Annotated in this window: 21 protein-coding genes; 7 read left to right on the top strand and 14 right to left on the bottom strand. The window is 60.8% G+C overall.

Features of this window, described 5'->3' with window-relative positions:
- The first annotated feature begins 140 nt into the window (after nucleotides 1-140).
- Entirely contained in the window at nucleotides 141-1,694 is a 1,554-nt protein-coding gene (locus LIX93_RS06110) for an alkaline phosphatase D family protein (protein WP_226503122.1), read from the top strand.
- Nucleotides 1,695-1,754: 60 nt separating this feature from the next.
- On the opposite strand, the gene LIX93_RS06105 is transcribed toward LIX93_RS06110, so the two are convergent.
- Complete coding sequence (locus LIX93_RS06105; protein WP_226503121.1) at nucleotides 1,755-2,501, bottom strand: SDR family oxidoreductase; 747 nt, start codon at nucleotides 2,499-2,501, stop codon at nucleotides 1,755-1,757.
- A 227-nt stretch (nucleotides 2,502-2,728) separates the two neighbouring features.
- Here LIX93_RS06105 and LIX93_RS06100 point away from each other — a divergent pair, with 227 nt between their 5' ends.
- Nucleotides 2,729-3,235, top strand: a complete 507-nt coding sequence (locus LIX93_RS06100; protein WP_226503120.1) for a GAF domain-containing protein — start codon at nucleotides 2,729-2,731, stop codon at nucleotides 3,233-3,235.
- A gap of 65 nt (nucleotides 3,236-3,300) precedes the next feature.
- On the opposite strand, the gene LIX93_RS06095 is transcribed toward LIX93_RS06100, so the two are convergent.
- From LIX93_RS06095 to LIX93_RS06070, 6 genes are all read right to left on the bottom strand, one after another.
- The gene (locus LIX93_RS06095) at nucleotides 3,301-4,503 is read right to left on the bottom strand and encodes a multidrug effflux MFS transporter (protein WP_226503119.1); all 1,203 of its coding nucleotides are present in this window, start codon (nucleotides 4,501-4,503) and stop codon (nucleotides 3,301-3,303) included.
- Nucleotides 4,504-4,545: 42 nt separating this feature from the next.
- Nucleotides 4,546-5,145 carry a thermostable hemolysin gene (locus LIX93_RS06090; RefSeq protein WP_226503118.1) on the bottom strand — a complete coding sequence of 200 codons (600 nt, stop codon included), beginning with the start codon at nucleotides 5,143-5,145 and terminating at the stop codon, nucleotides 4,546-4,548.
- Between the two features lie 9 nt (nucleotides 5,146-5,154).
- The gene (locus LIX93_RS06085) at nucleotides 5,155-6,642 is read right to left on the bottom strand and encodes an AMP-binding protein (protein ID WP_226503117.1); all 1,488 of its coding nucleotides are present in this window, start codon (nucleotides 6,640-6,642) and stop codon (nucleotides 5,155-5,157) included.
- Complete coding sequence (locus LIX93_RS06080; RefSeq protein ID WP_226503116.1) at nucleotides 6,639-7,571, bottom strand: TauD/TfdA family dioxygenase; 933 nt, start codon at nucleotides 7,569-7,571, stop codon at nucleotides 6,639-6,641. Before LIX93_RS06080 ends, LIX93_RS06085 begins: the two co-directional genes overlap by 4 nt.
- Before the next feature lie 130 nt (nucleotides 7,572-7,701).
- Nucleotides 7,702-8,637, bottom strand: a complete 936-nt coding sequence (locus LIX93_RS06075; RefSeq protein ID WP_226503115.1) for a LysR family transcriptional regulator — start codon at nucleotides 8,635-8,637, stop codon at nucleotides 7,702-7,704.
- Between the two features lie 27 nt (nucleotides 8,638-8,664).
- Nucleotides 8,665-9,171, bottom strand: coding sequence for a MarR family transcriptional regulator (locus LIX93_RS06070; protein ID WP_226503114.1), 507 nt, complete (start codon nucleotides 9,169-9,171; stop codon nucleotides 8,665-8,667).
- 123 nt (nucleotides 9,172-9,294) lie between these two features.
- Between LIX93_RS06070 and LIX93_RS06065 the strand changes: the two genes are divergently transcribed.
- Nucleotides 9,295-10,095: an alpha/beta hydrolase gene (locus LIX93_RS06065; protein ID WP_226503113.1), complete on the top strand. Its 801-nt coding sequence runs from the start codon at nucleotides 9,295-9,297 to the stop codon at nucleotides 10,093-10,095.
- A 177-nt stretch (nucleotides 10,096-10,272) separates the two neighbouring features.
- On the opposite strand, the gene LIX93_RS06060 is transcribed toward LIX93_RS06065, so the two are convergent.
- Genes LIX93_RS06060 through LIX93_RS06050 form a run of 3 tightly spaced genes read right to left on the bottom strand, consistent with a single transcriptional unit; the run spans nucleotide 10,273 to nucleotide 12,903 of the window.
- Nucleotides 10,273-11,076: an ABC transporter ATP-binding protein gene (locus tag LIX93_RS06060; protein WP_226503112.1), complete on the bottom strand. Its 804-nt coding sequence runs from the start codon at nucleotides 11,074-11,076 to the stop codon at nucleotides 10,273-10,275.
- Nucleotides 11,073-11,936: an ABC transporter permease gene (locus LIX93_RS06055; RefSeq protein ID WP_226503111.1), complete on the bottom strand. Its 864-nt coding sequence runs from the start codon at nucleotides 11,934-11,936 to the stop codon at nucleotides 11,073-11,075. The genes LIX93_RS06060 and LIX93_RS06055 overlap by 4 nt, the downstream gene beginning before the upstream one ends.
- 7 nt (nucleotides 11,937-11,943) lie before the next feature.
- Nucleotides 11,944-12,903, bottom strand: a complete 960-nt coding sequence (locus LIX93_RS06050) for an ABC transporter substrate-binding protein (RefSeq protein ID WP_226503110.1) — start codon at nucleotides 12,901-12,903, stop codon at nucleotides 11,944-11,946.
- Nucleotides 12,904-13,235: 332 nt separating this feature from the next.
- Here LIX93_RS06050 and LIX93_RS06045 point away from each other — a divergent pair, with 332 nt between their 5' ends.
- The 3 genes from LIX93_RS06045 to LIX93_RS06035 all read left to right on the top strand — a co-directional run bounded on the left by LIX93_RS06045 (nucleotide 13,236) and on the right by LIX93_RS06035 (nucleotide 15,623).
- Complete coding sequence (locus tag LIX93_RS06045; RefSeq protein WP_226503109.1) at nucleotides 13,236-14,042, top strand: ABC transporter substrate-binding protein; 807 nt, start codon at nucleotides 13,236-13,238, stop codon at nucleotides 14,040-14,042.
- 156 nt (nucleotides 14,043-14,198) lie between these two features.
- A complete protein-coding gene (locus LIX93_RS06040; protein WP_226503108.1) occupies nucleotides 14,199-14,927 on the top strand; it encodes an amino acid ABC transporter permease in 729 nt (242 codons plus the stop codon).
- 3 nt (nucleotides 14,928-14,930) lie between these two features.
- Complete coding sequence (locus LIX93_RS06035; RefSeq protein ID WP_226503107.1) at nucleotides 14,931-15,623, top strand: amino acid ABC transporter permease; 693 nt, start codon at nucleotides 14,931-14,933, stop codon at nucleotides 15,621-15,623.
- Nucleotides 15,624-15,640: 17 nt separating this feature from the next.
- Here LIX93_RS06035 and ppk2 read toward each other — a convergent pair whose 3' ends face one another.
- On the bottom strand, nucleotides 15,641-16,558 hold the full coding sequence (gene ppk2, locus LIX93_RS06030) for a polyphosphate kinase 2 (protein ID WP_226503106.1): 918 nt from the start codon (nucleotides 16,556-16,558) through the stop codon (nucleotides 15,641-15,643).
- Nucleotides 16,559-16,609: 51 nt separating this feature from the next.
- Nucleotides 16,610-17,533 (bottom strand): LysR family transcriptional regulator, encoded by a 924-nt coding sequence (locus LIX93_RS06025; protein WP_226503105.1) that lies wholly within the window; start codon nucleotides 17,531-17,533, stop codon nucleotides 16,610-16,612.
- A 98-nt stretch (nucleotides 17,534-17,631) separates the two neighbouring features.
- On the opposite strand from LIX93_RS06025, the gene LIX93_RS06020 reads away from it, so the two are divergent.
- Nucleotides 17,632-18,804 (top strand): aspartate aminotransferase family protein, encoded by a 1,173-nt coding sequence (locus LIX93_RS06020; RefSeq protein ID WP_226503104.1) that lies wholly within the window; start codon nucleotides 17,632-17,634, stop codon nucleotides 18,802-18,804.
- Between the two features lie 230 nt (nucleotides 18,805-19,034).
- Here the strand turns inward: LIX93_RS06020 and LIX93_RS06015 are convergent, their stop codons facing one another.
- The gene (locus LIX93_RS06015; protein WP_226503103.1) at nucleotides 19,035-19,874 is read right to left on the bottom strand and encodes a PhzF family phenazine biosynthesis protein; all 840 of its coding nucleotides are present in this window, start codon (nucleotides 19,872-19,874) and stop codon (nucleotides 19,035-19,037) included.
- A gap of 100 nt (nucleotides 19,875-19,974) precedes the next feature.
- Complete coding sequence (locus tag LIX93_RS06010; RefSeq protein WP_226503102.1) at nucleotides 19,975-20,592, bottom strand: hypothetical protein; 618 nt, start codon at nucleotides 20,590-20,592, stop codon at nucleotides 19,975-19,977.
- Between the last annotated feature and the right edge of the window lie 6 nt (nucleotides 20,593-20,598).

Raw genomic sequence — 20,598 nt, 5'->3', positions numbered from 1 at the left:
GGTATTGCTCCGGCTTGCGCAGATATTGAAGCTATAACGCCCGCCCTCAAATGACACTCGCCGCGACGGCCACCTCCCCCCTTCACCACCCTGTCACATCCCCACGCTTACATAGCCCTTTTCCCACACAGGGCTTCGCCATGATCTCATTCGACCCCAGCCGCCGTCGTATCCTCCAGGTAGCCGGCGCCAGCCTGGTGCTGCCCGGCCTGGCACCGGCCGTCCTTGCCTCGGTCAAGGACCGCCCGCAGCTCACCGACGGTGTGCAATCCGGCGACTTGCTGGGGGACAAGGCCATGGTCTGGAGCCGGTGCGACCGGCCGGCGCGGATGGTGGTGGAGTGGGACACCCGCAGCGTGTTCAGCAACCCGCGACGGCTGGTCTCGGCACTGGCCGATGCAAGGACCGACTTCACCGCGCGGGTCGAGCTGACCGGGCTGCCCGTGGACCAGGCAATCTTCTATCGCGTGCAATTCGAGGATGCGCAAAGCGGCGTGGCCAGCGAGCCCTGGTTCGGCCACCTGCGCAGCGCGCCGAGCCAGCGCCGCGACATCCGTTTCGTCTGGAGTGGCGACACGGTCGGCCAGGGCTTCGGCATCAACCCGGACATCGGCGGTATGCGCATCTACGAAGCCATGCGCCTGCGCCTGCCGGACTTCTTTATCCACAGCGGCGACACCATCTACGCCGACGGCCCAGTGCCGGAGACCTTGACCACCGAAAACGGCCGCATCTGGCGAAACATTACCACCGAGGCCAAGAGCAAGGTCGCCGAGACCCTGGCCGACTATCGTGGCGCCTATCGCTACAACCTGATGGACGAAAACGTACGCCGCTTCAACGCCGAAGTGCCGCAGATCTGGCAATGGGACGACCACGAGGTGACCAACAACTGGTCGCCGAGCAAGCAACTGGACTCGCGTTATCACACCAAGGACATCAACGCCTTGGTGGGCAATGCTCGTCAGGCCTGGCTAGAATATTCGCCCATGCGCCGCCAGCAAGCCGACAACGGCGGGCGTATCTACCGCAAGCTCAGCTATGGGCCGATGCTGGATATCTTCGTGCTCGATATGCGCAGCTATCGTGGCCCTAACGATGCCAATCTGGCAGAAAAACCGAGCGCGGATACTGCCTTCATGGGGCCCGCCCAGGTGGAGTGGCTCAAGGCCGGACTGAAAAACTCCCAGGCGCAGTGGAAAGTGATCGCAGCAGACATGCCCATAGGCCTGGGCGTACCGGACGGTGAGGTCAGCCCCGGAGTCGGCCGCTGGGAAGCGATTGCCAATGCCGACAATGGCGCGCCCAAGGGTCGCGAGCTGGAGATGGCTGATCTGCTCGGATTCCTGCGCCAGCACAAGGTCGCCAACACGGTGTGGCTGACGGCGGATGTGCACTATTGCGCCGCGCATCACTATCACCCGGAGCGCGCGGCGTTTCTGGATTTCGAGCCGTTCTGGGAGTTCGTCGCCGGGCCGTTGAATGCCGGAAGCTTCGGGCCTAATCCGCTGGATGGGACCTTTGGCCCTGAGGTGGTGTTTCAAAAGGCACCGCCTGCGCAAAATACGTCGCCCTTTGCGGGGTATCAGTTTTTTGGGGAAGTACAGATTGAAGGGCAAAGTGGCGAGATGACCGTGCAGCTTCGCGACCTCGATGGGGTCGTGGTGTTCGAGCAGCACCTCCAGCCCGTTTGATCAGGCGCTGCGCCTTGGTGGCTGACTGACAGGCCGCCAAGGCGATTTGCGCCGCAAGCTTTATCGCCCACCGGACACCGGCACGATCGCCCCCGTCACGTACCCCGCCCCCGCCGAAGCAATCCAGGCCACGCAATCCGCCACCTCTTCCGGCAGCCCCGCGCGCCCCATCGGAATACCCGGCGCCATATCCGCCACCCGCTCGGGCTTGCCATTGGTCGCATGCAGGTCCGTATCGATCAACCCAGGTGCTACGCCGTTGACCCGAATACCATCGCGCGCCACCTCCTTGGCCAGCCCTCGCGTCAGACTGTCCAGTGCACCTTTGGTGGCCGCGTAGTGAATCCACTCGCCGCTGCCACCCAATTCGGCAGCGCGAGAGGACACATTGACGATCACTCCACCCTGGCCGCCATGGGAATATCCCATGCGTCGCACCGCTTCGCGAGCACACATGAACGCGCCGAATACATTGACCTGAAACACCCGTTGCAGTTGTTCGAACCTCAGCGCTTCAAGCTTGCTGAAGCCCTCAGTCACACCCGCGTTGTTGACCAGCAGCGTGAGGGGTTCGGGTATAGCGCCCAACTCGTCGAAAAGCGCTAAAACTTGCGGCTCCGAAGCGATATCCAGACTTCGTGCTTGCGCCTTGCCGCCTGCTGCTTCTATAGCGCTGACAACCTGCTCGGCAGCCAAACGATCATGGGCGTAAGTGAGCACGACGGTGTAACCAAGCGTACCGAGTTTGAGTGCAGTCGCGGCGCCAATACCGCGGCTGCCTCCGGTGACCAATGCAATCCCTCTCATGTTGACTCCGTAGTTGTATGACTGAGCGAACAATAAACCAACACAGAGTACAACGCAGTCACCCTGAGCCAAGCCGCATATTCCTGGCCGGCCAGGCCAGACAGTGCTCCAGGCCATGCGCTTGGAGACTTGACGATAGAGAGGTTCAATTCGTGCCCTGTTTTACGCCCGTGTAAGCTGCGGCAACCGCCGCAAGAATGCGCCCCTCAGCAGTAAGGCCTCGACCTATGACGTCCGCAAACCTCATCCCGCAGATCCCGCTAAGCCGTGCTGAGCGAGCCGCCATCGCGGAAATAGAAAGCACCACCAACCTGCTCACGCTGGTCACCCGCCTGACGCAGATGCGCTGCGCCGCCATCTCGAAATTCAGCGAGACGGACTGGATCGCTTGCGCCGTACACGACGAAATACATTTCGGCATACAACCGGGCGATGCCGTAGCCCTCGACACCACCTTCTGCAACGACATACGCCTCGATCCACGTCCGCTGATCATCCCCAGCGTGAGCCAGGACAAACGCTACTCGGGCCGGCCGACGCCGCAGAAACTCGGCTTTGAAAGCTATATCGGGTTGCCGATCTTTCTTCAGAATGGAGACGTGTTCGGCACGCTGTGCGTCATGGATTCGCGCGCCACACTGCTTGAAGACCCTGACCTGATCGAAACCCTGAGCATTTTCTCCCGGCTGATTGGCTGCATTTTTTCCTCACACCGAGAGCTGGCCGAGAGTTGACCGTTGCGGGCGTCGCAAATCAGCCCGGTCGCTGAACGAGACCGGCGCTTGCAGGACAACCAGGTCTAAGTGCCGAACCCCGGCGAATCGGCCAGCCGCGTCCTGCGAAGCGACACCATCCCGGTCAGCGACACCAGGAACAGCACGCCGAACACCCCGCCGATCGCCAGGTTGGTGTGCAACGGCAACACACTCGCCAACGCCGAGGCAGCCGAACCGAACGCCAGCATCAAGCACCCTTGCAGGCTGGCGGCAACGCCCGCCCGATCAGGAAACAACGACATGGAGCGCGCCATGGCGTTGGAAAAGATGAAGCCCTGGGCAAAGGCGATCAACATGATGCCGGCCAATACCCTCGACAGGTTCAGCTCATCGCCCGACGAGGCAATCACACCCGCCCCCGCCACGAACATCAGGGTGCCCGCCCACATCAGCGTGTCCGACGTCACTACGCGAATCAAAAATCGATTGAGCAAGGTGCTGGTCAAGTAGCAAGCACCCACGCCAAGCGCCGTGGTGCCGAAATACTGCGCACTGTGCCCCAGGCGATCCTGCACGATGTAGGGCCCGATCACGTTCCACAGCAAGAAGGCGGAAAAACTCGCCCCTAGCAGGGTGACCGACGAGCGAAAGCGTGCATCCCCCAGAATCGCACCGTAACCGGCCAGCGTCTGCAATGGGCTCCTTCGCTGCGCAGGGGCCAACGACTCCTTGAGCCCGGCCAGGACAAACGCCAATACCACCAGACCATAAACCGCATAGAGCACGAAGTTGTAGCGCCACCCCAGATGCACCTCGATCGCGCCCCCTACGTAGGGCGCCAGCACCGGGCCCAACCCGAAGGCCAGGCTCAGATAGATGATCGCCACGGCGAATCGCGGGCCTTTGACGGTGTCCACCAATACCGCGCGGGCAACGACCTGGCAGGCGCCAATGGCAAAGCCCTGTAATGCTCGGGCCACCAACAGCAGGGCAATGGACCCGGACATCGCCGCCATGACACTGCCCGCAAGAAATAGCGTCAACCCGAGCAATACCGCAGGCCGGCGGCCCCTGGCGTCCGCCAGCATGCCGAAAAACAGTTGCCCGATGGCGTAACAGATCAACGTGAGGGTGATGGTGTTTTGCATCAGTGCCGGGCTGGCTGCCAACTCCCGGCCAATGGAAGGAATACTCGGCGCATACAGATCAATGGCAATCCCGCCAACGCTGTTGATCAGTGGCGCGAGGAACACGATGAAGTTCTCGTAACGCTTGTTGCTATCCATGGATAAAGCTCCGATGCGCAGTTCATTCTGCGCATGACGACGTTAGACGGATGCCGGAACGGCAAAGTGGCGAGACCGGATCAAGCCGCACGGCAGGTGCGCCCAGAAGGCCGACGGCTCAAGTTGCGATGCCACCACCCGTGGACCTTGGTCGTAATAGGTCCCCCAATTGACGTGCGGATCTCTGACGCGGCTGTGCTCGGCGCGCCCCAGGTCGTCCAGATTGGTCACGATCTGATCGAGGATCTGCCTGACCGCCCCGGTAGCCGTGCACACGACCAGCCCATAGTTGTGCAGCATCAGGGTCTTGATCGCCGCGTTGAGCAAGTACTTGCCAGCACCACTGCCAGTGCGAAATGACGCCAAGGCACCCAGCTCGACAATACGCGAGCGCTCCAGGCCGTAGGTCCGGTCCAGCGCTTGATCGAGGTAATACTCGCTGAACAGCTTGCCCGTATCGCCATAGGTGATGCCCAGGCAAGCATACCCCGGTGCAGCACCATCGGCCTCGGTCAAGCACAGGAACAGATCCGGCGCCGGTTCCGGCGTCGCTCCATAATGTTTGAGGTAGTGCCCCCGCACCGCCTCCTGCAAGCATCGGTAGCCAGGCCGGCCCCGATAGAAATGGCGGATCATGTACATAAGCCCCCCTTACGCCGACGCGTACAGCGTTTCAAGGAAACGCGCTTCGATCTCTGCCCGGCGCGGCCGCCCGGTGACGGTGTAGAACCGATCCCGAAAGCCCGAGATATCCCTGATCACCTGGATGCGTCGAACTCTGGCGAAGTCCGCCAGGCGGTGCTCGAGATGGGCCATTTCAGCCCGCACGGCCGACTCGTCCGCAGCCGACAGGATCAGCGCGCAGGGCTCGTCCTTGCCCTCGCCCATGACGATCATGTCATCGATCAGAGGGCTCTCCTTGTAGACGTTCTCCACCCACTCCGGGGAAATATTGCGGGCGGTGGAAAGAATGATCACGTGCTTCTTGCGCCCGGTGATGTACAGAAATCCGTCGCGCAGCTCAGCGATGTCACCGGTATGCAGATACCCGCCCGAAAGATCGCACGCCGTGTCATCGGCGTTGTAGTAACCCGCGCACAGCGTGGGTGTCTTGACCAGCAACTCGCCCTCCACGAACCTGGGCTCGATACCCTCCAGCAAAGTGCCGACCGACCCGAGCTGGCGCTCCGCTGGCGAATTGAGCGAAATGATCGATGAGTTTTCACTCAGGCCATAGGCTTCGAACACCTGCACGCCTTTGGCCTCGAGTGCATGTAACACCGACACCGGTATCTTTGCACCGCCGGTGATGATGTGCGGAAAACTGCCGCCGAACAGCTGCCGGGGGGTGTGACTGTCCAACAGCAGGTTGGCCTCCTCCAGCAACTTCGGCGGCAAATACAGAAAGTTCGGCGCGTTGGGTGCGATCAATTCCAGGTACTGCCGGGCATTGCCGCTCGCCGAGCCGTACTCCGCGACCCCTGCCGGCATCAGCGTCAGGGTGCCTCCCGACAGGATCGGAATGAATACACCAAGCACCTGTTCGATCAGCAGGCTCATGGGCACGATGGAGAAGTAATGCAACGGCTGTTGCGGCAGGCGCTTCATCACGTTGTCGACCAGCAGTCCCACAGCCTCGTCCCTGATCAGTACGCCTTTGGGTTTGGACGTTGTACCTGAGGTATGGATGACCGACACGATACCTGCGTCGAGGCGTTCATCCTCCTGCGGCCAGGGTTGCCGCGTGGTGTCCGCCACTAGCTGGCCGGGAATGAAGCACGCTTTGTCCGGAAGAATCTGCTGCAGGCGACGTGCCGTCTTGTCGTCGCTGACAAACACCGCTGCGGCCTTGCCCAGCAGGCTGCCAATCTGGTCGTCGGAAAACTCGATCGGTACCGGCAGCAACACCCCGCCCACTTGCTGAATGGCCAGCAACGTCGATACCCACTCATAGCACGAGCGCATGGCAATGCCGAACACCTTGCGCTGGCAGCTGCCCATACGCGCCTGCAACGCTTGCGCCAGCTGTGCGGCATCATCGCGCAACTCATGAAGGGTATAGGCACGCCCGTTCATTTCCTTGATCACGACCCGATCGGGCGTGCCGGCCAGATAGGCCTGCAGTTTTTGAGTGATCATTGCGCAGCCCCTCCAACGCGATAACTTTGCGCGCCGAAAATACGCCGGGAGGTATCGTCCAGGCGACGGCGACCATGCATGACGCGGGTGTTGTCGATCACCACGATGTCGCCTTTTTTCCAGAAATGGCTGTAGGTGTTGCGGGCCGTGACGTCTTTGACTTCGTCCCAGATATCCAGGGAGATTTCATCGCCATTGCCCCAGGTGATTCGTGGGGGCTCGTAGTTGAAGCTCGGGCCGAGCATTGAATTACAGAACGCCTGCCGACCCGAAAAGCAACTGGTGGCCATGGCCGAAATGGTCAGCTGGGACTCAATCAGGTTCTGATCAATGCGACGGTAACGTTGCCCTGGGACCTCGCCATTCACCCGCTCCAGATGGTCATCGGTTATTTCATCGATCGGCAATTGCAGCTCGACACTCAGAAAGCGTTTTATGTTGCTCCATGGAATACGCCGAGCATATTTTATCGGTCGGGTTTCAAAGAGCTTGCGGGTCCTGGCAGACAGATCGAACAGCACCTTCTGGCCATCGCACAGGGTAGTTTCAGATCCGACGCACGCCGCCTCAAGACAGAAAAACCACTGCAGATCAGGGTTGAACGGCAGGCTGCCGTTTTCCCTGTGCAAGCCCATTTCATAGGTACCCGCATCGATTTCGGCGGTGTTGGCAGTGGCCGTCTTGCGGGCTGGATCGAAGGTCACTCGGGAGGAGTGAGCACTGACGAAATCGTTGAAATCCTGCAGCGTATCGCCGAAGTCCCGATAGATCACTGCGCCGCTATGGGCGAGATCCGCGTACAACTCCTCGGTGCCGATGGACGTCAGCACCCGCAGGTTCGGATCGACAGCATAAATGCATTCGAACCCGTAACAGGGGGTCGGCTGCCGATAAAAAGGGAAGACCAGCGATTGAGCTTGGGCCAGCATCTAACATTCTCCTATTGGTATTTTGACGCGGGTAGCGACCGCTACCAGTTGAAAACACAATAGGAGAAAAGCAGTTGAGGCTGGTTTTAAGAATTAGATACGCGACTGGAAAATTTAAATGTGCCTTGCGCTAAGTATTCAGCAGTCGCACTGACGCCTGCGCGACCAGTTGCCTCAGGCTGGAGATACTCTGGCTGCGGCTGCGATCTTTTGACCAGATCATATCCAGAGTAAACGTAGGGAAGCCCATGGGCGCTTCACAGACCATCACGTTTTCCGGGATACGCAGCAAGGGCAGCAAGCGTGCGGGAAGGGCCAGGGTCGCAGGCACGGCAGCAATGATGTTGACGCAGGCCTGGTACCCGTTCGCCCGGGCCAGGACAGTGCGCGATCGTCCGATCTTTTCGAGCCAGCCGTCCACCATGTTTTTCTCCGACAACCAGGGCGTAGGGAATACATGCGGCGATGCGCAAAATTCATCCAGCGTCATAGCCCCTGCGCCGCCATGCCCGGGATTGCTGGTCAGGCAAAAAAACTTGTCGTTGAGGATCGATTGCCACTCAACCTCCGGGTGCATTTGGTGATATCCCGGTCCGAACCCTATGGCGATGTCGGCATCCCCGCTGATCAACCGGTCGATGGGCAAGTCTCGGCCCAGGCGCTCCAGGTGCAAAGACACATTTGGATGTGCTGTGCCCAAAGCGTGCATAGCCTGTGGCAATACCAGCAGTTCGAAGTACTCGGGCGCGTAGATCTGCCACACCTTGTTGACGTCGACAGCAGGCCAGCCGATTTCCTGCTCGGCGCAGCGATTGACCGACTCCACCACCACACGCAGATAGGGCGCGATGCGTTCGGCTTTGGTGGTCGGCAGCAAATCGCCTTGGGAGGAGGCAAACAGCGTGTCGTCAAAGCAGCCGCGCAGCCTCTTCAGGCAATAGCTGACGGTCGGCTGGCTGACGCTCATCAGTTCTGCGGTTCGCTTGGCGCTACGCTGCTCGAGCAAGTTGAGGAAAACCACGATGTCTTGCAGATCAAGTTGCTTGAGATAGTTGCTGTGCAGCATGGGGAACGCCTCCTGAGTTGTCCGGAATCATTCTACTGGAGCACTTTCACCTGGCAGATTCGACAGTACTAGCTTGAGCAGCCCCGCGAGTGTGATGCGCTGCTCGGCCGACAGTGGCGCGAGCACACTATTCTGTACCTCGGTATGGGTTACGACAGCCTCGTCGATCAGCGCCTTGCCTAGGTCAGTGAGCGCTACCTGCACACTGCGTCGGTCCCGTTCATCGCTGATGCGCTCGACCATACCGGCGCTTTCAAGCCTGACCAGCCGGTTGGTCATCGCCCCGGAGGTGATCAACAGCGAGCGATAGAGCTCGGTGGGCGTGAGTCGGTAAGGGGCTCCGGAGCGGCGCAATGTGGCGAGTACGTCGAACTCGCCTTCCTTGAACCCGAATGGCGCCAAGGCGAGTGATCGCACACGCTCGAGGTGTTTTTCTACTCGCGCCATCCGCCCAAAAATCTCCATCGAGGAGGCGTCGATGCTTGGCATCACCTGCGCCCACTGGGCCACCACAAAATCAACGTGATCTTTCATTACCACTCCATTGTGCTCAAAGGACGCACCGAGGCCTCACAGGCCGTTCGAACCATTGCGCCTTTCAGATATCTTAACGTTAAGTTACATTACCGCCGAACACCGCTCCACTAGGAAACACCCATGACATTTTTCGAGCACGATGGCGACCGTTACTACTACTTCGATGCAGGCGCAGGCACACCGATACTGCTGCTGCATGGCCTGAGCAATACCGGCCGGGCCTGGACGCCGCAAGTGGTCGAACTGATGCGCCTGGGCCACAGAGTGATTGTCCCTGACTTGCTGGGCCACGGTGCATCCGGGCCGGTCAAGCGGGTGCTGACCGCACGTGAGCAAGCCAAGGCAATGGTGGCACTCTTGCAATTTCTGGGGCTCGAGAGCGCCGCTTTCGTAGGGCTGTCACTGGGCGGCATGGTTGCCCTCGAGATCGCTGCAGACTACCCCCAGGCAGTCGATAAACTGATTGTCGCCGCTACGTTCAGGTCGATGGCCACGCTGCCTCGGCAAAAGATGCTCAACACCTGGATCGAGGCAATCACCCAGCCTGAAGGGTGTGTCAAACGGTTCAAGTCGAGCTGGGTGGATCTGGTCGGCCAAGCCTTCGCGGATTCGCCAGCGGGGCTGGCATGGTATCAGGCGTGGCACGCGCAAGCTGCCATGCAAGCGCCACGCAATCATATCCACTGGTGCGAAGGGATGAAGTTCTACGACATCACCCAGCGACTTGACCAGATCACCGCGCCGACCTTGGTGCTGGCGGGTGAAAACGACGCCATGAGCCCTTTGGGCGAAGCACAGGAGATCAGCGACGCCATCAAGTCAGCCGAGCTGGCCGTGGTGCCGGGTAGCGGCCACGTGTTCAACTTGTCTTGCCCCGCTGAGTTCAACCGCCGTATCACTGAGTTCCTGCGGGCCAGGTGATGCGCCCGGGCTTGGCAATCCTGTAGTGGGTGCGTTTGGGTATCATCTGCACGGTCGAGCTGATCCAGGCCATTCAGGGAGGCAGTGAAAACCGCCAAAATGTGACCGCTCCAAGAGCTGAATCGCTAGGGGGGTCGCATGCTGATACCCGGCCGCCTTCACCTATCACGCGGCGGCTCAATGCCCCGCCGCCACGCGCTTCCCCGCCTCCTGGCGCAACACGTGCAAAATGTCCCGTTTCAACCCGCCATACACCGGATCGGCCACCAGATCCTCCGGTGTTCTCGGCCGTTCGAACGGGACCTTCAACTCTTCGCTGATCACCCCCGGCCGCGCCGACATCACCAATATCCGATCTGCCAGAAACAGCGCTTCATCGATATCGTGGGTCACGAACAGAATGGTCGTGCGCGTGCGTTCCCAGATCGACACCAGCAGCTCCTGCATTTCCAGGCGGGTTTGTGCATCGAGCGCGCCGAAGGGCTCATCCATCAAGAGGATTTCCGGATTGGGCAGCCAGGCACGGGCCAACGCCGCGCGCTGGCGCATGCCGCCGGACAGTTGCCAGGGGTAGTGATCGGCGAACTCGACGAGACCCACCTGCTCCAGGTAGTGGTTGACCTGTTGCTGGTAGGCGGCCTTGGGCTGATCGGTAATCCGCGGGCCGAAGGCGATGTTCTCCTGCACGTTCAGCCAAGGGAACAACGTCGGCTGCTGGAACACAACGCCGCGTTCCGGGCCGGGTTGCGTGATGGGCTTGCCATCCAGCAGCACGGCGCCGCTGTCGGCGTGTTCAAAGCCGGCGACCATGTTGAGGATGGTCGACTTGCCGCAGCCTGAAGGCCCCAGCAGGCAGACGAACTCGCCATCGGCCAGGGATAAGGAAACGTTGCGCAATACTTCGGTATCAGGCTTGCCGTGGCCAGGACTGGCAAAGCGCTTGCTCACCGAAGTGAGGCTGATGCGGTGCTGAGTGCTCATACATCCTTCCCGGCCCAGGGGGCGAATCGACGTTGCAAGGTAACGATGACCAGATCGAACAGCACCCCGGTCAGGCCAAGCATGAGGATGCCCAGCATGACCACATCGGTGCGCAGGTAGGTGCCGGCATTGATGACCATCCAGCCGAGGCCGGAGTCGGCGGCAACCATTTCGGCGGCGATCAGCGAGGTCCAGCCGACGCCCACCGAGAGGCGGATGCCGGTCATGATCTCCGGCAAGGCGTTGGGCAGAATCACATGGGTAAACTGCTTGCGTCGGCTGGCGCCCAGCGTCTGTGCGGCGCGAATCCGTGCCTCACTGACGCCTTGTACCGCCGCCGCCGCGCTGACAACGATGCTCAGCACCGTGGCGATGAAAATCAGGAAAAACTTGCCACCTTCGCCAATGCCCAGCCACAGGATGACCAGCGGCACCAGAGCGATTTTCGGCAATGGCCGCAGGAACTGCACGAAAGGATTGAGCGCGGCATTCACGTAGGGATTGCGACCCATCGCCAGGCCCAGCGGCACACCGACAATAATGGCGGCGGCAAACGCGGCCGAGGCGCGCGCTGTGCTTATCAGCCAATGCTGCCACAACGGTGTCTGGCGGTAACCTTTGGCTACCAGTTCGAGGGCGGTGGTCGCCACTTCCGTCACAGGCGGCAGCAGGGTCGGATTGACCCACTCCAGGGTGCTGGACAGTTGCCAGATCCCTAGCACCAAAGCGACGGCGGCGATGCTGATCAGACGCAATTTCCACTGTTGCAACCAGGCCGCCAGGCGGCCCGATCGTGCAGAGGGGTTATGCGCAGCATCGGGTGTCGCCGCAGCGACCCCCTTTGCGTTTATCAAGGACATGGAAAACTCACTTGGCTGCGGCGGCACGTTCCAGGAACGTGGTGTTGATATGCGGCGCGTAGGACTCAGGCACATCACGTTTACGCAACTCGTCGATATCGACAAGGAAATTGGCCGTGTCCTTGTAGGCCTTGGCAATCTGCGAGTCAGCCTTGGTCTGGCTGTTGCCCAGGTAGGCGGTCGTCAGCTGCTCGTTGATCGAGGGGTACTTCACGCCTGCCAAAGTATCGCGTGCAGTGGCGAACGGGATATCGAGATGCTCGGCAATCAACTTGGCCGAACCTTCAGGGTCTTTCTTGTACTGATCGACCTTGTCCTGGAACACCTGAAGGAATTTCACCACCAGCTCGGGGTGTGCATCTGCGAAAGCCTTGCGCACCACCAGGTTGTTGAAAATCAGCACGCCCTGTTTGGCCAGGTCCTGGGTGGCGAAGATCTGTGTGCCACCGGCGGCTTCCAACTGCTGGGTGAATGGCCCCCATACATACGCCGCATCGATATCGCCACGCTGCCAGGCGGCGACGATTTCTGCGGGTTTGAGGGTCAGCGCCTTGATCTTGCTGCGATCGACGTGATTGAGCTTGATGGCGGCTTCAAAGGCATATTGCGCGGTTGAGTTTGCCGGATAGGCAACGGTCTTGCCTTCCAGATCTTTAAGGTTGTTGATGCCTTTGCGGGCGATCAGGCGCTCGGACGTGGCGATGATTTCCGGTGCGCCAATCACTTCGATCGGCAGATTACGGGCGATACCGGCAGCCGCGGGACTGGAACCGAAACGCGCTATGTCGATTTCATTGGCGGCGAACAGGCTCAGTACATCGGAGCCAGAGGCAAAGGCAATCCATTTGACCGGAGCACCAAAGGCTTTATCGAATGACTTGTCGATCTTGCCCAGCACCCAGGTACGCGGGCCACCCGCCCAAGCGAAGCGAACTTCGTCAGGTGCAGTTTCGGCAAACGAAGCCATGGAGAAAACCACTGATGTTACAAGGCTCAAACCGACGATTAGTTTCTTCCATCCGCGACCCATGGTACGGCTCCGTTATTGATTGGCCGCAGACTATAGCCAGCTGGAAACGGCACTTAAAATACTAAAAATTCCGCTTGTTATTTCGAAAACGAATAAAAAATTCTAGACCCAATTTGCATAAGTTAGCGTTATTACTTATTTCCCTGCCCCTTGAACACCTGCAACGATCCATCCCGCAGAGGCGCTAACCCGAGGGTCCAATCCCTTTATCCCTATAAGCCAGCGCCCGCTTCTTAAATAATTTCCAGCGCTCAGGGACTTGACGCCTTATGAAAAAACTCACTGCCATTACTGCCATCGCTATCGCCGTACTTTCAACCTTGGCACACGCCGATCGCCTGGAAGACATCAAGAAATCCGGCGTATTACGGGTCGCTTCTTTCGACGGTAATCCGCCGTTTGGATTCGTCGATGCCAAAAGCAAACAGATCGAAGGCCTGGATGTGGATTACGCCAAGGCCATTGCCGACAAACTGGGGGTAAAGCTCGAGGTTCAACCGACCAACCCGGCCAACCGCGTGCCGCTGTTGGTGTCCAACAAGGTCGACCTGGTGCTGGCCAACTTCACCATCACCCCGGAACGCGCCGAGCAGGTGAACTTCAGCATTCCTTACTTCGCTTCCGGACAGCAGTTCATCGTCAAGAAAGGCACCTTGAAGAACCCGGAAGACTTGAACAAATGGAAGGTCGGCGTCGACAAAGGCACGGTCAACGAAGGCGTGCTGCGGGCCAAATACCCGGGTGCCAAGGTAGTGGCCTACGACGATACGCCATTTGCCTTTACTGCACTGCGCAATGGCAACGTGCAGGCCATCACGCAGGACGGCCCCAAACTGATCGGCCTGCTGGCCAACGTGCCCGACAAGGATAAATACGAAGTCCCGCCCTTCACCATTTCCAACGACCTGATCGGTGTCGGGCTGCCCAAGGGCGAAACGGCCCTCACCGACTTCGTCAACAAGACCCTGACCGAGCTCGAAGCCAGCGGCCAGGCGCAGAAAATCTACGACACCTGGTTCGGCCCCGACACCAAGACGCCGCTGGCGCGCTTGTACAAGATTGGCGACAAGGGCTAGGGGGTTGTAGCCCTGCTGATGGCCTCGTCGCGGCCGAACGCGCAACCTGTACCCACAGGCGTCCACCTGTGGGTGCAAAGCGTGCTCGCAAAAGTGCGCGGTGCAGCAACGCAAATCCAAAGGCGCCGCTAACAGATTTCCAACGGACTCCCCGCTATGTTCGGCGAATTGCTCGCACCGCAATACCTGTACCTATTGCTCGATGGTTTCAAACTCTCCCTGGTGCTCAGCGTGGTGGTCTGCCTGACTGCGACCGCGCTGGGCTTTGTCGTGTGCCTGGGGCGGGTATCGCTATCACGCTCATTGCGCGGGCTGGCGATCGCGTACCTGGGGCTGTTTCGTAACACCCCGTTGCTGGTGCAACTGTTCTTCTGGTACTTCGGGGTCTCGGCACTGTTGCCGGAAGACTTCGTTGCCTGGATCAACTTCCCCCATGAATGGCGCCTTGGCGGCTGGCTGCTGGAATGGCCGTCGTTCGAAGTCATTGCCGGCTTCTGGGGCCTGACGCTGTACACCAGCGCCTTTATCGCCGAAGAGTTGCGCGCCGGCATCGCCTCGGTACGCAAGGAACAACAGGCCGCCGGCCTGGCGCTAGGGCTCACGCCTGGGCAAGTGTGGCGCTCGGTGATCCTGCCACAGGCACTGCGCACCGCCCTGCCGCCGTTGCTGGGGCAGTACATGAACGCCCTGAAGAATTCGTCCCTGGCGATGGCCATCGGCCTGGCCGAGCTGTCTTACGCCTCGCGTCAGGTCGAGACCGAAACCTTCAAGACCTTCCAGGCGTTCGGCTTCGCAACGTTGCTGTACATCGCCGCCATCGCCGTGATCGAAGTGGTCGGTGTGTTGATTCAGCGCAGCGCCGCCTATCGTCAGAAGGCCGCCTGAGCCATGGATTTTTCGGTTATCCGCGACAACCTGAGTTACCTGCTGATTGGCGCCTATCCCGACGGCCCGCTGGGCGGCGCCGCCCTGACCCTGGTGCTGAGCCTGTGCTCGGGGATCGCCGCGGCGATCATCGGCCTGGCTCTGGGCATCGCCATGGTGGTGATCAAGGGCCGCGCACGTTGGGCGCTGATAGCGTTTCTGGGCTTTTTCCGGGCGATCCCGGTGCTGATGCTGATCTTTTGGAGCTACTTCCTGCTGCCCATCGTCTTCCATGTCGATGTGCCCGCACTCGCGACGGTGGTCTGCGCCTTGTCGCTGATCGGCGGCGCCTACCTGGCTCACTCGGTATATGCCGGGATCATGAGCCTGCCCAGCGGACAGTGGGCCGCCGCCAAGGCGCTGGGCATGAGAAATGGGCAGATACTGACCTCAGTGATACTGCCCCAGGCATTACCGATCATGCTGCCCTCGTTTTTGAACCAGTGGGTCTCGCTGATCAAGGACACCTCCCTGGGCTATGTGATCGGCGTCGGCGAGCTGTCGTTCGTGGCCACTCAGGTGAGCAATCGGGTGATGGTGCATCCCACCGAGATTTTCCTGTTCGTGGGTCTGGTGTATTTCATCTTCTGCTCGGGCCTCTCGGTGCTAGCCAATCTGCTGACACGCAACGCATCGGCCCGAGTACAAAAGAGCTGATCGGGATCGCGGCGCCCTCAATACACCAACGGCACAAACAACTCCGGCGGCGTCGGCGTGCGGGTGTAATCCTCTTGCCGCTCCCGTTGCGGCAATTCGATACGCGGCGTTTCGACCTCTTCGTACGGCATCTGCGCCAGCAAATGATTGATGCAGTTGAGCCGAGCCTTTTTCTTGTCATCCGCCTGCACCACCCACCACGGCGCTTCGGCGATGTGGGTGCGGGTGAGCATGACTTCCTTGGCCTTGGTGTAGGCCTCCCAGCGCCGACGCGACTCCAGGTCCATCGGGCTCAGCTTCCATTGTTTGAGCGGGTCGTGGATACGGCTCAAAAAGCGCAGATGCTGCTCCTGGTCGGAGATCGAAAACCAGTACTTGATCAGCTGGATGCCGGAGCTTGCCAGCATTCGTTCGAACTCCGGCACCGTGCGGAAAAACTCCTCATACTGGTCGTCGTTGCAAAAGCCCATGACCTTTTCGACGCCCGCGCGGTTGTACCAACTGCGGTCGAACAGCACGATTTCACCGGCTGCCGGCAAGTGCGAAACGTAGCGTTGGAAATACCATTGGGTACGCTCGCGATCGTTCGGTGCCGGTAGTGCCGCCACCCGGCAGACCCGCGGGTTGAGCCGCTGAGTGATGCGCTTGATGACCCCGCCCTTGCCCGCCGCATCTCGCCCTTCAAACAGGATCACCACCTTGTGGCCGGTCTTGACCACCCAGCTCTGCAGCTTCACCAACTCGCCCTGCAGGCGGAACAGCTCCTGGAAATAAAAGCGTCGCGCGGCCTTCTCCGGGCTCTCGGGGGTGTGGTGATCAAAGAGCTCATCCAGCCCCTCGCCGTCCTCCATCAGTTCCAGTTCCAGCTCCTCGTCGCTGTGGTCGAGCAACTCGCGGTGAATGCGCTGCATCAGAATTTCGGTCGTCGCTTGCATGCTGAGAGCCCCGTGGCTGACGGATGAGGCTCGCAGCTTAAAGACATTTTGTTACGGGGCAGTGAAGCCTTGAGTACGCCCCCATCGCGCCATCACAAAATCCACGAACCGCCGCAGCTTGGGCAACCGATAACGGTCCTGGGTGTAGACCAGGTGCATCGGCCGGCTCGGCGGTGGGTAGTCGTTGAGCAGGGCGATGAGTTTGCCTTCTGCGATGTCCTGGCCGACGACCACGTCGGGCAGCATGACGATGCCCATACCGGCCAGGGCGGCCTGACGCAGGCCTGGAGAGCTGTTGATGGCCATGGGGCCGGACACCGGGACGACCACCTCGCCTTGCGGGCCGGTGAGCCGCCACTGCTTGGCCACCGATTGCCAATCGTCTCCAGCCGGGTAGGAAAACGCCAGGCAGTCGTGCTCGCGCAATTGCTCGGGGTCGGCGGGGATGCCGCGACGTTGCAGGTATTCGGGCGCGGCGCAGATATTGAGGGTGTAATCCTGCAACGGACGGGCAATCAGCCCGGAGGATTCGATCACGCCTAAGCGAATGGCGGCGTCGAAGTTCTGTTCGATCGGGTCGATGATCTGGTTGGTCAGCACCACTTCCAACTGCACCAGCGGGTACAGCAGGCTGAATTCTGCCAGCGCTGGCGCCAGGCGTTCGGCCCCGAACGCGGCAGGAGCGGTCAGGCGCAACATGCCACGGGCGTCGTCCTGCGCCTGCTCGGCCAGTTGCTCGGAATCGTCGACCAGCCCCAGCACGTCCTTGCAACGCTGGTAGTAGGTGGCGCCGAACTCGGTGAGGCTCTGGCGACGAGTGGTGCGCTTGAGCAAGCTGACGCCCAGGCGTTGTTCAAGCGCACGCAGGTGATTACCGACCATGGTGGTGGACAGCCCGCAGGCTTGCGCGGCGGCGGTCATGCTGCCGGTTTCGACCACTTTGACGTACACACCCATGGCCTGGAACAAATCCATTATCAACCCCTGCTTTAAAGTCATCTCAGGATAGACGCATTTATCCCCATCGAGTGGTTAAAGATACTGGCAAAAACCAATCCAAGGAGATCCAGACCGTGACCGCTGCCAGCCTGATGAACACCTATAAACCCCTGCCCCTGAAATTTCAGCGCGGCCTGGGCACCCGTGTGTGGGATCAGCATGGTCGCGAATACCTGGACGCGGTGGCCGGGGTGGCAGTGACCAACGTCGGCCACTGTCATCCTCGCATCGTCGCGGCGATCACCGAGCAAGCCGGATTGCTGCTTCATACCTCCAACCTGTACGGCATCGATTGGCAGCAACGGCTGGCCGCCAAACTGACCACGCTGTCGGGCCTCAACGCGGCGTTTTTCAACAACTCCGGCGCCGAGGCCAACGAGACCGCGCTCAAGCTGGCCCGCTTGTACGGCTGGGCCAAGGGCATCGAGGCGCCCTTGATCGTGGTCATGGTCAACGCGTTTCATGGCCGCACTCTGGGCACCTTGGCGGCCAGCGATTGCGCCGCATCACGCAGCAGTTTTCAGCCGTTGCCGGGTAATTTCCTGCGGGTGCCCTTTGGTGATATCGCCGCGCTACAGGCGCTGACGCGGACTTACGCCGAACGCATCTGTGCCGTATTGCTCGAACCCGTGCAAGGCGAGAGCGGCGTACAAACCGCGCCTGCGGGCTACCTCCAGGCGTTGCGCGCTCAGTGCGACAGCCAACGCTGGCTGTTGATGCTCGACGAAATCCAGACCGGCATCGGCCGTACCGGGCACTGGTTCGCCTTCCAGCATGCGGGCATCGTCCCGGATGTGCTGACCCTGGCCAAGGCGCTGGGCAACGGCATCCCGATCGGCGCCTGCCTGGCCCGGCAGCGGATCGCCGACCTATTCACCCCGGGCAGCCACGGCAGCACCTTTGGCGGTAATCCGTTGGCGTGCCGGGTGGCCTGTACGGTGCTGGAGATTGTCCGGGACGAGGGGTTGCTGGCTAACGCCGCGCGTCAGGGCCATCGGTTGCTCAAGGGACTGCGCGAGGCGTTGGCCGATAACGCCAATGTCCTGGAGATTCGTGGCCTGGGGCTGATGGTCGGGATCGAGTTGCGCGAGCCGGTGCGGGATCTGGCGCTCAGGGCTGCGCAGGAGCAAGGGCTGCTGATCAATGTGACGCGGGGCAAGACCGTGCGCTTGCTGCCGCCACTGACGGTCAGCGATCTGGAAGTGGACATGATCGTTGGCAGGCTCGAGCAGTTGCTTCTCGGTTGAGGCTGGAGGCCTCTTCGCGGGCAAGCCTTGCTCCCACAGAGTTGACTCGTATCCTCGTGGGAGCAAGGGTTGCCCACAGAGTTGATTTGTACACCTGTGGGAGCAAGGCTTGCCCACAGAGTTGACTCGTACCCTCGTGGGAGCAAGGCTTGCCCACAGAGTTGATTTGTACACCTGTGGGAGCAAGGCTTGCCCGCGAAGAGGCCATCAGCTGCACCGCAGATTTCAGCTTAAAGCCTGACTTGCCCCTCGATGCAGGTCACCACCGCACCGCCGATCCAGATGTCATCGCCCACTCGCTCCACACTAATCCGGCCCGAGCGACCCAGTGCAGTGCCCTGACTGGCGACATAGCGCGCAGGGGCCTGGCCGGTGCTCAGCAACCAACGTGCGATACCGGCGTTGAGGCTACCGGTGGCCGGGTCTTCGGGCACACCGTCACCGCCGATAAAGGCGCGCACTTCGAACTGCGCTTCATCGCCATCTTCGGCCTGCCACGGCGCCACCACCCCTACATCCAGACCGGCCAACTGCGCGTAGTCGGGCTGCAAACTCAACACCCGCGCCCGGCTCGGCAGCATCAGCGCCATCCATGGCACGCCGTTTTGCACCCACTGCGCGTCGAGGATTTCTTCAGGGCGCAAATCCAGCGCCTGGCGTACGCGCTCCAGTACCTCGGCCTCGACCGGGCCGGCCCGCAATAACGGCGGTGCGATAAAGGCCAGCTGCGTGCCCTGGCGCCGAATCCGCACCAGGCCGATACCGCACTCTTGAATGATCTCTTCACCCTTGGGCTGGCCGCCGGCCTGCAGCCAGGCGTGACAACTGCCCAAGGTCGGATGGCCGGCGAACGGCAGCTCGCGCGAGGTGGTGAAGATCCGTACTCGGTAGTCTGCCCGCGGGTCCTGGGGCTGGAGCAGGAAGGTGGTTTCGCTGAGGTTGGTCCAGTTGCCGAACGCCGCCATGCGGGTGGCGTCCAGCTCATCGGCGCCAAGCACTACCGCCAGCGGATTGCCTTTGAGCGGCTGGGTACTGAAGACGTCGACCTGTTTGAAGGGGTAAGTGCGCACCGCAGAAAGCCTCGTGCCAGGGGAAAAGACTGCACTGTGCCGCAGCCTATGGGAGCTGCAAAGGCATTTTTCCAGGCTCGGTCGGGCGCGAGCGCTGCGGTCAGTCGAGGATGATCAGGCGATCCGGCAACTCGTTACGCGCCTGGGTCAGTGGCACATGGCGCTTGAGGTGCTCGCCGCAGGCCTCGATGCAGGTCAGGAATCCCTGCAGCGTCTGGCCACGGCCGACCGCCTGGGTGAAGTCGGCGACGATCGCCTTCCAGGTGTCATCGCCGATGCGCTGGGAAATCCCATGGTCCACCAGTATCTCTACGTAGCGCTCGGCCTCGCAGACGAAGATCAACACCCCGGTGCCGCCCACCGTATGGTGCAGCTTGCGTTCGAGAAATTGGCGCCGCGCCAGGTTGGCCGCCCGCCAGTGCCGCACTCGTCGGGGGATCAGGCGCGTGGTGATCACCGGCAAACGAAATACCAGGCCGATCACGATAAAGGTCAGCCATTGCACCAACAGCAACTGGTGAGCGCTGAGCCAGGCCGGGTAGTAGTTGACGATACCAGGCACCAGGAGCGCAATCAGGCCCGCCCAGAGCAGCGGAATGTAAGCGTAATCGTCCGCTCGCGGCGCCAGCACGGTGACCAGTTCGGCGTCGCTCTCGCGCTCGACCTTGGCGATAGCGGCGGCGACCTGTTGTTGCGCATGTTCGTTGAGCAGGGTCATGTTGGG

Origin of the sequence: Pseudomonas sp. MWU16-30317, assembly GCF_020515695.1 — a bacterium.
Classification (GTDB): domain Bacteria; phylum Pseudomonadota; class Gammaproteobacteria; order Pseudomonadales; family Pseudomonadaceae; genus Aquipseudomonas.
The sequence above is the reverse complement of the archived record's forward strand: the minus strand, read 5'-3'. Positions and strand labels throughout refer to the sequence as shown.

Bases quoted from the DNA above. Each gene is read 5' to 3' on its own strand.
- LIX93_RS06110 (WP_226503122.1), top strand. From the start codon at position 141: ATGATCTCATTCGACCCCAGCCGCCGTCGTATCCTCCAGGTAGCCGGC.
- LIX93_RS06105 (WP_226503121.1), bottom strand. From the start codon at position 2,501: ATGAGAGGGATTGCATTGGTCACCGGAGGCAGCCGCGGTATTGGCGCC.
- LIX93_RS06100 (WP_226503120.1), top strand. From the start codon at position 2,729: ATGACGTCCGCAAACCTCATCCCGCAGATCCCGCTAAGCCGTGCTGAG.
- LIX93_RS06095 (WP_226503119.1), bottom strand. From the start codon at position 4,503: ATGGATAGCAACAAGCGTTACGAGAACTTCATCGTGTTCCTCGCGCCA.
- LIX93_RS06090 (WP_226503118.1), bottom strand. From the start codon at position 5,145: ATGTACATGATCCGCCATTTCTATCGGGGCCGGCCTGGCTACCGATGC.
- LIX93_RS06085 (WP_226503117.1), bottom strand. From the start codon at position 6,642: ATGATCACTCAAAAACTGCAGGCCTATCTGGCCGGCACGCCCGATCGG.
- LIX93_RS06080 (WP_226503116.1), bottom strand. From the start codon at position 7,571: ATGCTGGCCCAAGCTCAATCGCTGGTCTTCCCTTTTTATCGGCAGCCG.
- LIX93_RS06075 (WP_226503115.1), bottom strand. From the start codon at position 8,637: ATGCTGCACAGCAACTATCTCAAGCAACTTGATCTGCAAGACATCGTG.
- LIX93_RS06070 (WP_226503114.1), bottom strand. From the start codon at position 9,171: ATGAAAGATCACGTTGATTTTGTGGTGGCCCAGTGGGCGCAGGTGATG.
- LIX93_RS06065 (WP_226503113.1), top strand. From the start codon at position 9,295: ATGACATTTTTCGAGCACGATGGCGACCGTTACTACTACTTCGATGCA.
- LIX93_RS06060 (WP_226503112.1), bottom strand. From the start codon at position 11,076: ATGAGCACTCAGCACCGCATCAGCCTCACTTCGGTGAGCAAGCGCTTT.
- LIX93_RS06055 (WP_226503111.1), bottom strand. From the start codon at position 11,936: ATGTCCTTGATAAACGCAAAGGGGGTCGCTGCGGCGACACCCGATGCT.
- LIX93_RS06050 (WP_226503110.1), bottom strand. From the start codon at position 12,903: ATGGCTTCGTTTGCCGAAACTGCACCTGACGAAGTTCGCTTCGCTTGG.
- LIX93_RS06045 (WP_226503109.1), top strand. From the start codon at position 13,236: ATGAAAAAACTCACTGCCATTACTGCCATCGCTATCGCCGTACTTTCA.
- LIX93_RS06040 (WP_226503108.1), top strand. From the start codon at position 14,199: ATGTTCGGCGAATTGCTCGCACCGCAATACCTGTACCTATTGCTCGAT.
- LIX93_RS06035 (WP_226503107.1), top strand. From the start codon at position 14,931: ATGGATTTTTCGGTTATCCGCGACAACCTGAGTTACCTGCTGATTGGC.
- ppk2 (WP_226503106.1), bottom strand. From the start codon at position 16,558: ATGCAAGCGACGACCGAAATTCTGATGCAGCGCATTCACCGCGAGTTG.
- LIX93_RS06025 (WP_226503105.1), bottom strand. From the start codon at position 17,533: ATGGATTTGTTCCAGGCCATGGGTGTGTACGTCAAAGTGGTCGAAACC.
- LIX93_RS06010 (WP_226503102.1), bottom strand. From the start codon at position 20,592: ATGACCCTGCTCAACGAACATGCGCAACAACAGGTCGCCGCCGCTATC.